This window comes from Rhodococcus sp. NPDC060090, from assembly GCF_042729855.1.
In the GTDB taxonomy this organism is placed as follows: Bacteria; Actinomycetota; Actinomycetes; order Mycobacteriales; family Mycobacteriaceae; genus Rhodococcus.
Map to the genome: position 1 here is coordinate 36647 of NZ_JBHWXB010000013.1, position 14134 is coordinate 50780.

Genomic DNA, 14134 nt, shown 5'->3' on the forward strand with positions numbered 1-14134 from the left:
CCGAGGTGTGGCGGATCCTGCGATCACACCACGGTGACCGAGCGGGTGTGCCATCCACTTGCGCCGTCGGGGATGGGCTCGACGCGTACTTCGGTCTGGGCTTCACCGTCCCTGTCGGTGGCCCGGACCTGAAGAGTGTGAGTGCCGGGTACGGCCTGCCATCTCCAGTACCACTGACGCCAGGTGTCGATGGAGTATTCCTCGGCGAGGGTCGCGTCGCTCCACGGTCCGTCGTCGACCCGCACCTCGACCCGGGAGATGCCGCGGTGCTGTGCCCACGCGGTACCGGCGACCAGAACCTCTCCAGCGGCCACCCTGGCGAACGAGGCCGGGACGTCGATCCGGGACGCGGTCTTGATCGGGGCCTTCTCGGCCCAGCCGCGTCGCGTCCAGTACGCCTGCGCAGAATCGAACCGGGTCACTTCCCAGTCCACGACCCATTTTGTGGCCGAGACGAATCCGTACAGCCCCGGTACTACCTGCCGAGCGGGGTAGCCGTGTTCGAACGGCAATGGTTCGCCGTTCATCGTCACCGCGAGCAGTGCGTCCCGGCCGTCGCGCAGGATTTCGATCGGCGTGCCCACGGTGAACCCGTCGGCGCTGGTGGACAACAACATGTCGGCGTCGGGGGAGATACCGGCCTCGTCGAGTAGGTCCTTGATGGGATAGCCGACCCAGGTGGCGGTACCGGCGAGGTCGCCGCCGACCTCGTTGGACACGCAGGTCAAAGTGATGGTTCGCTCGATCGGTGTGCGGGCCATGAGATCACGCCAGCTCAACGTGATCTCTCGGTCGACCATGCCGTGTATCCGCAGATTCCAGTCGTCGGTGGTGAGCATCGGAACCTGCAATGCGGTGTCGATGCGGTAGAAGACGTTGTTGCCGGTGACGAAGGACGTCGCCCCGGGCACCGCGATCTCGGTACCCGAGGCGACGGCAGGCGCCCGGTCACTCATTCCTACGAGCGGTAGAACGAATGCCATGCGGTTGCGGACGGCACCGGCGATCGAGCCCGCGAGATGGCGTCCCGCCACTCCCGCAGCGACCGCCACAGCCGCCGCGGTGCCCGCGAGCGTGAGGAAGCGTCGACGGGACACCCCCGCGAGGGCGGGAGCGTGCGTGTGCCCGGCTTCGTTGCGTTCGGGAGTGCGGCACGTGAGGAGTCGCAGCGTGAGAATGCCTGCGGCGACACCCACGAGCGTCGGGAGGGCATCGACCGCGGTCGCACCGGGACGAGACAACGCGGCGTACACCCCGACCACTCCGAGAACTACGAGCACAATGCTGCCGTAAGGACGGCGAGCTCGTTCGATGACACCCGCGACCGCGGCGAATACCGCGATCAGGATGCTCATCCCGATGAACAGCGCCGCCTTGTCGTTGGTTCCGAACGCGGTGATCGCGATCTCGCGTGCCCACGCGGGACTCCGGTCGACAGTCGTGGAGCCGACGGCGAAGAAGGGGGATGCCGACGACCCGAACGGCACCGCCACGAGCTCGCCGATTCCGAGCACGACTCCGGCGGACAGCACACCCGCCAGTGCCCGTGCCGGAATGCCGAGCCCGTTGACGGAGCCCTCCTGTAGAGCGTCTTCACTCGTCGCCATGTCCGCCGCCCTTCTGCGAGATCGAGAAGGGGTTCGGCGCCGACCGCGACTCGGATGGGTGCGGACCGGACGTGCCGTTCGTTCAGCGGCAGCAGGTGATGTCAGCCGAGAAAGACGAAGTGCGACGGCCCGCCACCCGGGGCCGACGAGCCGGTGATCGCCGGGAAGTTGAACGGGAGTTCGGTCAATTTGTGCGGATCCCCGTTTGCGTCGGCCTGCCAGCATTCGAGGAGCACGCCGTGGAACTGGGTGCACTCGATACGTGTCGACTCTCCGTACGGCGAGGTGAGGCGGTTTTCGGCCACCAGCGGATTCCAGAACTCGCCGTCGCTCGGAACGAGGAAGTCGGGTTGCTCGACGACACTGACCGCGCCGTTGCCGGAGGGCCATTCCTCGGCGACTGCAGTGCCGGTAGCTGCGAGCACAGCGGCGCCGGCGAGAGCCGCGACGGACAGTGTTCGGGTGAGGATGCGCATGGTCTCTCAGAGTAGGTACCTGCGCGCGGCCGGTGTGAGGGATTCACACACGCAGGGTGTCGCGCACGTGTCCTGTTTCGTTGATCGACGCGACCCGGCGACGACCGCTGCGGGAAACGAGAACGCGGGTGAGCGACGCGTATTCGATAGGAAACGCCAGCGGCAGCTCGAGCCCGAGGAGATCTTGGAGCACGATATTGATGACTCCACCGTGCGCGACGATCACCGCGGTGTCCTCGTGTGCACAGGAGGACACGACCTGGTCGACGGACGCCAGCACCCGGCTGCGGAAAAGATCCGCATCGACGAAATCGGGCAGGTGGCCTGCGAGGATGCGCTTGTAGGCATCGGATCCGAGGTCTTTGGCGGTTTCGAACGGAATGTAGTGATCGAGTTCGTAGTCGTACTCCGCGAGCCCCTTGATCTGCTCGACCGACAGCTTCAGGCTGTCTGCGAGAGGCTGCGCTGTCTGGAGTGCTCGGAGTTGCGGGCTCGAGAACAGCCGCGCGATTCGGTAGGGCGCGAGTGCTTCTACGAGACGCCCGGCCTGCACCAGGCCTTGTTCCGTGAGGGACGGATCGGCACGTCCCAGGTTCACACGGGCGTACTCCGGTTGGGCGTGGCGGATCAGGAGAAGCTGCACGGTGTCCACCATGCCAGGAGAGTCTCTCGAGGTGAGACCGCCCCCGTTTCACGTGAAACACTGTCGTGCAGTGCGCCCCGAACCGTGCCTCGAACCATCAGCGTCCACCCTGCGGATACTGCGGCGTTTCGTGCTCTCGGGAGAGTCGCCGCGGGCGCTCGGTGATCGCCGTGGGACTCGATGCCTGGATGTCGGCGAGCAAGCGTGCGGGGAAGTAGATCGATGCCGTCACGCCGGCATTGGTATCCGAATCGAACGTGGGGCGAAGCCGGACGTTCATGCCGTTGCGCGCGGCGAGACGTCCCACCACGAACAGGCCCATCTGCCGGGGCGCGTTGACATCGGCCTCGTCGCCGTCGGAGAGGCGGGTATTGATTTCGGCGAGCGCATCCGGTGGGATACCGATTCCGACATCGGCGATCTCGAGGAGAAGTCCGCCGCCCTCCGCAGAGGTGAACTCCAGCCGGACGGAGCTGTTCGGAGGTGACGCCCGCAGCGCATTGTCGACGAGCTCGGCGATCATGTGCACGACGTCGTCGGTGGCGATCCCGAGGAGATATCCGTGCGGAGTGCGTCCGATGTGGACCCGCTGGTAGTTCTCGACCTGGGAGACCGCGCCGCGCAACACGTCGGTGAGCGGTGCCGGCGATGTCCGTGTGCGGGGGCGAGTACCGGCGAGCACAAGCAACGACTCGCCGGTGCGACGCATCCGCGTTGCGAGATGGTCGAGCGAGAACAGGCTTTGGAGACGGACAGGGTCCTTCTCCTGGTATTCGAGCGAATCGATGAGCGAGAGCTGCTGTTCGACGAGGGTCTTGTTTCGACGTGCGAGTGTCTCGAACATGACGTTGACCTGCTGCCGGAGGTGTGCCTGTTCGCCTGCGAGACGGAGTGCCTCGTTCTTCATCGAATCGACGGCCCGGGACACCTGGCCGATCTCTTCGTCGGTGTCGATGCCGATCGGAGCGAGCCGGACGCTGTCGACGGCGGCGCCCTCCTTCACCGCTGCGATCGCGGCGGGAAGTTCGGTATCCGCGGCGGCCAGGGTTTCCTTGCGGAGACGACGAAGCGGGAGCCCGAGCGACCGTGCGACGGTCAGGCCGAGGGCGAGGGCGACCACGAGCAGTGTTCCGATCAGAATCGAGTCGCGGATGGCGTCGGATCGTGCGTCGGAGGTGAGGCGGTCGAGTGTCGTCGTGATCTGTTCGCTGGCGCGAACGATGCTGTCGGAGTACGGCTGCGAGGCCGCGACCATCGAGCCACGCAATTGCTCACCGAATGCGGCGGTGGGCGTGTAGTTCTGGATCAACGCGCGGCGCGACGCGACGCTGTCGAGCATTCCCTCGATCTGGCCGGTATCGAGTCTCGACCCGAGGAGGAGTCGCAGCGTCGAATCCTCGTTGTCGACGGCCTTCAACGCAGCCGTCTGTGCTGCATCGGGATTGGTTGCGAACAAGCCGAGCGATTCCATCTCGTTGAGCAGGTTGAGCTGTGCGTCCCACACGGTGATCAGATTGGAAGCATCGACGAGTGCTTCGTTGTCTTCGAGAAGGTCGAAGATGTCGCGGAAGATGTCCTTGCACCGGACGAGGAAATCGGTGGTCCTCCGCTGGCGTTCGTCCGGGGCCATGCCCGAGTTCATCACCCCGTCGTGGAGGATCCCGCCGTCGGCGAGGAGTGCGTCGAGTTCTTTGCGGATTGTGGGTTCGAGTCCGCTGCCGTCGGCGATGTCGACCACGTTCCGCATCGTCTCTGTGATCGCCTCCGAGGTGGTGATTGTCGGGGGGATGCCGAGGCCGGTCACGGTCACCATGCTGACGAGTGCGGTGGAGTAGTCGAGTAGTGCGGGTGCGACGGCGATCTGGTCGGACAGGGCATCGTACCGGCGAGATTCCTCGAGCTGGGTGTTGATGCGGAGGCCACCGAGCAACATGGCGGCGAGCAACGGAACGGCAACGATGACGCCGAGCTTGTACCTCAGCCGCCAGTTGCCGAGCCGTAGGACACGGTTGCGGCGAAGATTCACGCTCGGATTGTTCCTTCCACACAAGGCGATTCCTGTGCATCGCAGAATGCACACAGGAATACGTTCTACCCGTAAATTCCGATCTTGTATATATCCCGTCCCAAAGTCTGGGTAAAGGGCTTCGGAATCGACTACGGATTGTGTGCCGTCCTATATGTCCCGTCCAGCTGTGATTCGAGGTCTTACGAACGGGAACGCCAGCGACTCGCGGATGCTGCCACCGAGGATGAGCATCACGATCCGGTCGACGCCCATGCCGAGACCGCCTGTCGGCGGCATCGCGTACTCGAGTGCGTGCAGGAAGTCTTCGTCGAGTTCCATCGCTTCCTCGTCGCCGCCTGCGGCGAGACGCGACTGCTCGGTGAGCCGCGCCCGCTGATCGATCGGGTCGGTCAATTCGCTGTAGGCGGTGCCGAGTTCGATACCCCACGCGACCAGATCCCACTTCGCCGCGACACCTCGTTTCCGAGGATGAGGCCTGGTCAGAGGCGAAATCGACGTGGGGAAGTCGGTGTAGAACGTGGGGAACTCGGTGCGGGATTCGACGAGGTGTTCGTAAAGTTCCTGCGCCGTGGCGCCCGCGTCCCACGCGGGGTCGTAGGCGATTGAGCGTTCGTCGCACATCCGGCGCAGTACCTCGACCGGAGTCTCGGCGTCGACGAAGGTGCCGAGGGCCTCGGACAGTGCGTCGTGGAATGTCTTCACCGGCCACTCGCCGGAGATGTCGATCTCCACCGGTACGCCGTCATCGCCGGGGCGAACGATGATCTCGCGCCCATGTGCCGCGGCGGCGGCGCTCTGGATCAGGGTGCGTGCGAGCGTGAGCATCTTCTCGTAGTCGCTGTGGGCCTCGTACGCCTCGAGGATTGTGAATTCCGGGTTGTGCTTGAAATCTGCACCTTCATTGCGGAATACGCGTCCGATCTCGAACACCTTCTCCATTCCTGCCACGCACAGCCGCTTGAGGTACAGCTCGGGTGCGATCCGCAGATAGAGGTCGGTGTCGTATGCGTTGATGTGTGTGGTGAACGGTGCGGCGTTGGCTCCGCCGTGGACGGACTGCAGGATCGGGGTCTCGACCTCGAGGTATCCGCGTTCCTGCAGTTGGTCTCGCAGGGACCGCACCACCGCGCTGCGGGCCGCGAGCAGTCGCCGGGCATCGTGATCGACTGCCAGATCCACATACCGCCTGCGGACTTTCGCCTCCGGATCGACCAGGCCCCGCCATTTGTCCGGTAGTGGATGCAGGCATTTGCCGTTGATTCGCCACGAGTCGGCCAGCAGTGAGATCTCTCCGGTACGACTGCGTCCCATCTCGCCGGACACTTCCACGAGATCGCCGAGGTCGAACAGGAATTGCCGACCCGCGACGCGTTCGCGGTCGATGAGGATCTGCAGGTCACCGGACCAGTCGCGTACGACGGCGAAGAGTACGCCACCGAAGTCACGGATCCGCAGGATGCGCCCGGCGATCCGAACCGGGCCCCCGCGCGTCGCTGCAAGTGCTTCGGCGACGGTATGCGTCGGCGGGTCGGCGATCGGATACGGGTCGACGCCGTACTCGACGATCCGTTCCAGCGTGTCCCTCCGCACGCGGTCCTGCTCGGGGCGTCGATGAAGGCTGGGGGAGCGTTCCGGACGATCGGCGGTGGAAGCGATCTCCGCTGCGCTCCCGTCGTCGTGCACCGTTCCGGACTCGACGAGCCCGTCGGGCACCATCGAAGTGGTTCCGGTGTGCTTCCGGATGTTTCGACGTCCGAAGCTGGGGACGGTGAGAAATCCCTCTGCCACTGCGGATGCCAGTGCGACGCGAGGGATCTCGCGGTTGTCGCGGAAGCAGAGGAAACGCGGAATCCACTCCGGGTGGTACTTGACGTTGGATCGGTAGAGCGCCTCGAGCTGCCACCAACGGGAGAAGAACAGCAGGATGGACCGCCACATCCTCATGATCGGTCCGGCCCCGATTCGGGAGCCTTCTTCGAAAGCGGAGCGGAACACCGCGAAGTTCAGCGAGATGCGCTCGATTCCGAAAAGCGTTGCATGCGTTGCGAGTTCGGTGATCATGAACTCGACGACACCATTCGGTGCCGTCGGATCCCGGCGCATCAGATCGAGCGACACGCCGTTCTCGCCCCAGGGTGCGAGCGACAGCATCGCCACGGGTGTTCCGTCGACGACAGCCTCCACGAGCAGGCAGTTCGCGTCGAGTGGATCGCCGAGGCGGCCGAGTGCCATCGAGAATCCACGCTCGGTGTCGGTGTCTCGCCACGCATCGGCGAGGCGGATGATGTTGGCCATCTCGACGGTGCCGAGATCATAGTGACGTCGAATACGCACGGACACACCGTGTTTACGTGCTCGGTTGACCGCCTGCCGGACCGGCTTCATGTTGTGGCCGGCGAGCGAGAATCCCTGTGTGTGCAGCACGGCCTCGTCGCCGAGTTGCAAGACCGACAGTCCGGCACGATGATACGCCTTCGCGCCGTCCTCGCTCGCGCCCATCACCGCCGGCGTCCACCCGTACGCGCGGGCAACACCGAGCCATTCGCCGATCGCGTGCGGCCACGCTTCGACGTCGCCGATCGGATCACCCGACGCCAGGCACACACCGACTTCGACGCGATAGGTGACTGCAGCCTTGCCGCTCGGTGCGAACACCACAGCTTTGTCGCGTCGGGTTGCGAAGTAGCCGAGCGAGTCGTCGCCGTGCTGATCGAGGAGCCCCCGGATCGCGGATTCATCCGTGCCGGTGAGCGCGTTCGTCGAGCGCTGCGAGCGGAACAACACGAGCAGTGCGGCGATCAGGGCGAGCGCGCCGAGTGCACCGAGAACGGTGCTGACGAGCCAGTGCGTGTGACCCGCGAACTGGTCGTTGTCGATGAAGGTCAGGGCGGTGACGCGGTTGACCGCCCACCACAATCGGTCCTCAGGAGGCAACGATCCGGGGAACAGTTCGACGAGGCCCCAGCCGATCAGGGTCGCTGCGAGAAGACCGCCCACGAGGACCGCCAGCGACCACGGAATCGAGCCCGGCCGAACGCGCGTATCGAACTCGCCGAACGAGAGCAGGAGTACACCGACGAGTACCAGGTGCACGATCAGCGCCGCGAGATGGCCAGGGTCGCGGTCCATGATCGCGAGCATCAGATTCGTGATCGCGAAACCACCGAGGTAGATCGTGAGAATCCACCAGGCGATGCGTTTGCGTCCGGCGATCGCCGCGGCGAGCACCGCCACGACGAGCGCGAACGACAGGCTGGTGTCCGGCGCGTCGAAGTAGTACTCGTCGAGGTACTCGCGCGGTGTATGGAGCCAGACTCGCAACGTAGGCGAGAGCGACCACAGCGTCACCATCCCCGCGTACACGGCGAGCGCGACCCCGAAGACATGAGGTACGGCGGCTGTCACGCGAGCGGCGACACGTGAGGATCTCGTGGGTGCTGTGGAAGACGGAGCCGTCACCGGGGACGGTGGATCCGGCCTCGCGGTGATTTCCGCAGACATGCCCCGACCGTAGCGTTGTCGGGGCATGTCTGCGAACGTTTGCGCGCTATGACACCGTCCGCGTGTCGGCCTCGGTGTCGGCTCGAGTGTCGGGTTCGCTGCGGGACAGCGCGCTCGGCCACCAGATCTTGCGGCCTATGTCGATGGTGAGCGCCGGAACCACCAGAGATCGCACCAGCAGGGCATCGAGCAGTACGCCGAATGCCACGATGAACGCGAGCTGCGCGAGGAACAGCAGCGGGATCACCGCCAGCGCGGAGAACGTTGCGGCGAGCACGATTCCCGCCGACGTGATGACACCGCCGGTGACGGTGAGCGCCCGCAGCGTGCCGGCCCGTGTCCCCACCTTCTTCGTTTCCTCACGCACGCGGGTCATGAGGAAGATGTTGTAGTCGATGCCGAGCGCTACCAGGAACACGAATCCGAACAGCGGCACCACCGGGTCCGAACCTGGGAAGCCGAACACGTGGTTGAACAGCAGCGACGACACACCGAGTGTGGCCGCGAACGACACGATGACGGTGAGCATCAGCAGGATCGGGGCCACGATCGCCCGCAGCAGCACGATGAGCACCAGCAGCACCACGAGCGCGACCACCGGGATGATCAGCGTGCGGTCGCGGGTAGCGGTGTCCTTGGTGTCGAGATCGACCGCGGTGGGGCCACCGACCAGAGTGTCGGATCCGGGTACCGTGCCCATGGCCTCGCGGAGGCGTTCGACGGTTGCCTCGGCTTCGAGCGAATCGGCCGGGTCGGAGAGGGTGGCCTGGAGCGCAACCTGTCCATCGACGACGGTGACCGCACCGTCCGGGCCGGTGACGGGTTCGACGGTCGTGACGCCGTCGATCCGTGCGGCATCGGTGACCGCGTCGAGAGACGAGGCGTTCGCGATGATCACGGTTGGCGAACCGCTGCCTGCGTCGAAGTGCTCACCGAGGACCTGCTGCCCGGATTTGGAATCGGTCTGCAGGAGGAACAGGTCGGAGGAGGCGACACCGCTCGCCTTGAACTGCGGCAGGAGCAGAGCGAACGCGACGAGGACGAGGCTGCACACGATCCAGATCGGCCGGGGCTTGGAGCCGACCCACTGGGCAATACGGTTCCAGAAGCGATGCGCCTGCTCGAGATTCTCGCTGTCGAAATCCGGCTCGTACTTCGGCCGAGTGGGCCAGAAGGCGGTTCGCCCTAGCAGGACGAGTGCGGCGGGAAGGAACGTCATGGACGCGATGAACGACGTCGCGATACCGATCGCAGCGACCGGGCCGAGACCGCGGTTGGAGTTCAGGTCGGACAGCAGCAGGCACAGCACGCCGAGGATCACCGTGCCTGCCGACGCTGCGATGGGCTCGAGTACGCCGCGCCACGCCGTGCGCATCGCGGCGTACTTGTCTTCCTGGATGCGCAATTCTTCCCGGAAGCGGGCGACGAGCAGCAGCGCATAGTCGGTGGCCGCGCCGAACACCAGGATGAACATGATGCCCTGGGACTGCCCGTTGAGCGCGATCGTGCCTGCGTCGGCGAGCAGGTAGACGAGCAGACTGGCGAGCGCGAGCGCGAACACGGCGGAGATGATGACGACGAACGGCAGAATCGGGCTGCGGTACACGACGATCAGGATGAGCAGGACCACGCCGCCTGCGACGAGCAGCAGCAGGCCGTCGATACCTGCGAATGCGGCCGACAGGTCGGCGGCCTGACCTGCAGGGCCGGTGACATGGACCGTCAGGCCTTCAGGGGCTCCTTCGAGGGCGGTACGCAGGTCCGCGACGGCGTCCTTGACCTCGACACCGCTGTCGATCGGGACGATCATCTGCACGGCCTGTCCGTCCTCGGACGGAATGGGTGGTGGACCGGCCGATTCGGCGGCGAGGAACGCGAGGTCGTCGGGAGTGATACTGCCGTCGCGCTCGGCGACGACGATCGCCGGAATCGCATCGCTTTCTCGGAACTCGGCGTAGATCTCGTCGGCGCGGGTCGATTCCGCAGAGGCGGGAAGGAAGGAGCTCGCATCGGTCGAGGCGACCTCGCCGAGTTTGCCCGCGAACGGGCCGCCGCCGCCCGCGACGCCGAGCCACACCAGAATCAACAGTGCCGGTATCAGCCACCGCAGGCGCGTGCGGCGTGGAGTCGGTGTCGTCGTGGTGCTCAAGAGCTCCTCCTGATCGGGCGAACACGAATGGACGTGCAGGAACCATGTTGCACAATCGGTGCTGGTGTCCTGGGATTCGGAGCACTACCCGTTTCGGATGGGTGCACGCGGGCACAGGAGGAGTTCGCCGACAAGCAATCTCTGATCAGGCGGTGGCTGCCCCCACAGAGTCACTGATCGACCGGATGACGCCGACGAGGCGTTTCGTCTGCTCGGGTGCGAACAACTGGGTCGGTCCCTGCGGCGCGGCGTCGGTGAACGGCGCCTCGAACAGCAGCTTCGGGTCCATCTCTCCGTGCCGGGTGAGGTGACTGATCACGAGGTTGACGAAGTCGATCTGGCTGGATGAGGCGTTCCGCTCACCGAGGAACTCCGAGAACGCCTCCTGCACAGCCTGCTGGTCGAGTCCGACGAGGGAGCGGATGAACCGCCCCAGCCCGTTCGCGTTCGCCACGGCCCGTTCCATGTCCTCGGGTTCACCGGCGCCGCTGCGCGCCAGCAGCTCTTCGAGGGATTCCAGGTCTGCCGGGGTCAGCGACTTGCCGTAGCGCAGCTTCTGCAAGGCGAGGTTGTCGGGCTGGCGGCGCAGGTAGTCGCGGACCCTCGCGGTGTAGCGCTCGACGTCGGTACCGGACCGCATCTCCGGCATGTCCCTTTCGACAACCTCGCCGCGGGTATCGGTGAAGTCGGTGTAGACGACGACGCGCTTCTTCTTTTCCAGCAGCCCGACGATGGACCGCAGTTCACGTCGCGCGTGTTCGAGCATCTCCGGGGTGACGTCCTGCCACCATTCGTCGCTCGCGACCTCGCGGAGCAATTCTTCCTTGGCTTTGACCTTCGGGATCGCCAGCCCTTCCTCGAGCAGCCCGTCGGCGACACCGCGGATGGTGCCCTCGTGTTTCGGAAGGGTGCCGTCGTCGATGATGACCGCGAGCTGGCCACGCAGGACGACGAGATCGAACCGCTTGGCCATCTCGTCGCTGTCGCGCACGGTGGTAGGCAATCCGGCGAGTGCTTCGACGATCTCGGTGGCCTGCTGCTCTGTCAGTGAGTCCCAGGCCGCGCGGTCGGCGTACTTCTCGACCTCACGACGGCGGGTGCGGACGATGAAGTTGTCGACCTGCATACCGGCGACCTGGGTGTGCAGTGTGTCCGCGGTCGCCTTGCGCAGTTCGGTCGCCGCGCCGGAACGGTCCAGTGCAGCCACGAGTTCGGTGCGTGCGGTGAACAGCCGATGCGACAGCGACGGTGAGAGCGCACCCTCGGAGGCGTCCGGGTGCTGATCGAAATAGTCGAAGTTGCCGCACACGTCGAAGATGAAGAAGTCCGACTTGTCCTGGCCGGGACCGTACAGGTCGGGTCGCAGTCGGGTGCCGCGGCCGACCATCTGCCAGAACTTCGACTTCGACCGGACGGGCTTGAAAAACACCAGGTTCACGACTTCGGGGACGTCGATGCCGGTGTCGAGCATGTCGACGGAGATCGCGATGTGCGGTTCCTGGTCGGGCTGGGAGAACTTGTCGATGAGATCCTGACCGTACGTCACCGAGTGGGTGATGACGCGCGCAAACGAGCCCTTGAACTCGGGGTAGTTGGCGTCGAAGCGATCCGCGATGAACTGGGCGTGCCGCTCGTTCTTCGCGAAGACGATGGTCTTGCCGAGCCTGTCGCCACCCGCGACGCGGTGCCCGTGCGTCATGACTGTTTCGAGGACCTTGTCGACGGTATCGATGTTGAACAACCACTTGTTGACGGCCTCGGCCTGGACGACGTCAGGGATCTCGTCGTCGGAGACGTCGTCGCCCCAGTCGATCCCCTCGTACCGCTTCTTCTCCTCGTCGGTGAGGTCGGCGTAGCGGATTCCGTGCAGCGGAAACGTGAGTGGCACCGTCACCGCGCGCGGCGGTACGAGAAACCTGTCGGTGATGGCCTGATCGAGCGAGTAATCGTCGGTGGGTACGCCGGTTTCCAGTTGGAACAGCTGATAGGTGTTGTAGTCCACCTCGTCCTTGGGGGTGGCGGTGAGCCCGAGTAGCAGCGAGTCGAAGTAGCCGAAGATGTGCCGGTACTTCTGGTACACGGAGCGGTGCGCCTCGTCGACAACGACGAGATCGAAATAGCCGGGCCCGAATCTCCTTTCACCACTGTCGGTTTCGTCGATGAGCCCCATCATCGTCGGATATGTGGAGACGTAGACGCGGCCCTCGGTGTTCTTGTCGGTGAGCAGGTTCACCGGCGACGAATCGGGTAGATGTGTCTTGAACGCGGCGACGGCCTGCTTGACGAGAGCCTTGCGGTCGGCGAGGAACAGCACCCGCTTGACCCAGTTGGCGCGCATCAGCATGTCGGAAAGAGCGACCACGGTACGGGTCTTTCCGGAACCGGTGGCCATGACCAGCAAAGCGGCCCGCTGGTTCTCGTGCTCGAATCGTTCGGCGACGGCGCGGATGGCCTTCTCCTGGTACGGCCGGCCGGCGATTTCCTGCGGTACCGGGATGTCGGCCAGCGGCCTCATCGACGAGCGTCGCGCGACGAGTAGTTCGAGTTCGTCGCGGGTGTGGAAGCCGGCGACTTGCCGCACCGGGTAGCGCAGATCGTCCCAGAAGTGGTGCTCGAAGCCGTTGGTGTAGTAGATGACCGGACGGCTCCCCGTCATCTGTTCGAGGCAGTCCGCGTACAGCTTTGCCTGTTGCTTCCCTGCGAACGGGTCCATGGAGGTCCGTTTCGCTTCGACTACGGCGAGTGGGCGTCCGTCCGCGCTCCACAGCACGTAGTCGGCGAATCCACTCTTGCCGTCGGGCATCCCGGTGACCGGGTACTCGCGGTCCCGTGGCTGGTCGAGCAGCCACCCGGATTCGCGGAGCATCAGGTCGACGAGGTCGCGACGGGTCTGCGCCTCGTCGTAGTCGTGGGTGTCGGGGGCGGCGGCACTGGCCTGCTGGGCGGCCGCGATCTGCGCACGCAGTTCGGCGATGAGTTGTTCGCTGCTGGCCTTCTCGAGTTCGGCCGTCTCGGCGGCCTCGTCGCGGGCCTTCAGCTGCGCGATCAGGTCTTGCTTCTCCGCCTCGGACTTCTCGAGCTGCGCGTCTTTCGCGGTCAGCTCGGCCTCGAGTTTGCCTAGCTGCGCGACGGTCTTCGCGACGACGGCCCCACCGCCGGGCTTGGGCAGCCGCGCAGGGTCGAACTGCTGCTGCGGCGACGGCTTACTCGACGGTTGCGTTGCGTAGCTGCGGGCCAGCCAGGACAGGATGTGGAACAGTTCCGCGAGCGCCTTCGTGCCGGCGTCCTTCGGGACGGGCCTGGTTTCGTGGACGGCGGTGTTGCCGAGCCGGCGGATGAGGTCCATCTTCGCGACGAGGGAGTGCCCGACGATAGCGACGAACTTGCCGTCGTGTAGCCGGGCCGCAAGGTCGGACTTGTACGGCTCGGGCAGGTTCTGGGTGCGGTAGATCCACTTGACGGTGTGCTCGACGACGCGGCGGCGTAGAAGCAGGTGGTGCGCGGGTCGAAGAGTGCGTCGCGTTCGACCTTCCTGGCCTCGGCGTGCAGCTGCGGCCATTCGGCCTGCAGGAAGTCGAAGTTCCCCACCATGGACCGTGGTCCTCTCTTGGCTCGTGTGCGCGCCCGCGCAGTGACGTGTCGTTCTGCGCTCGATCTTGGCACAGGCGTCCGAGTTTCCCGGAGCCGGCGAACACTACAGCTGGCATCCGACAGGCTCGCGCCTGTCCG

Annotated in this window: 6 protein-coding genes and 1 pseudogene; all 7 read right to left on the reverse strand. The window is 65.3% G+C overall.

Features of this window, described 5'->3' with window-relative positions:
• Nucleotides 1-23: 23 nt before the first annotated feature.
• Entirely contained in the window at nt 24-1607 is a 1584-nt protein-coding gene (locus ACFWCF_RS18315) for a molybdopterin-dependent oxidoreductase (RefSeq protein ID WP_378564181.1), read from the reverse strand.
• Between the two features lie 101 nt (nt 1608-1708).
• Entirely contained in the window at nt 1709-2083 is a 375-nt protein-coding gene (locus ACFWCF_RS18320; RefSeq protein WP_378564184.1) for a hypothetical protein, read from the reverse strand.
• A 43-nt stretch (nt 2084-2126) separates the two neighbouring features.
• Complete coding sequence (locus tag ACFWCF_RS18325) at nt 2127-2726, reverse strand: histidine phosphatase family protein (protein WP_378564522.1); 600 nt, start codon at nt 2724-2726, stop codon at nt 2127-2129.
• 97 nt (nt 2727-2823) lie between these two features.
• Complete coding sequence (locus ACFWCF_RS18330) at nt 2824-4752, reverse strand: sensor histidine kinase (RefSeq protein WP_378564187.1); 1929 nt, start codon at nt 4750-4752, stop codon at nt 2824-2826.
• 150 nt (nt 4753-4902) lie between these two features.
• Complete coding sequence (lysX, locus tag ACFWCF_RS18335; protein ID WP_378564189.1) at nt 4903-8256, reverse strand: bifunctional lysylphosphatidylglycerol synthetase/lysine--tRNA ligase LysX; 3354 nt, start codon at nt 8254-8256, stop codon at nt 4903-4905.
• A gap of 46 nt (nt 8257-8302) precedes the next feature.
• Nucleotides 8303-10405 carry an MMPL family transporter gene (locus ACFWCF_RS18340; protein ID WP_378564192.1) on the reverse strand — a complete coding sequence of 701 codons (2103 nt, stop codon included), beginning with the start codon at nt 10403-10405 and terminating at the stop codon, nt 8303-8305.
• 145 nt (nt 10406-10550) lie between these two features.
• A pseudogene (locus tag ACFWCF_RS18345) lies at nt 10551-13996 on the reverse strand (DEAD/DEAH box helicase family protein).
• Between the last annotated feature and the right edge of the window lie 138 nt (nt 13997-14134).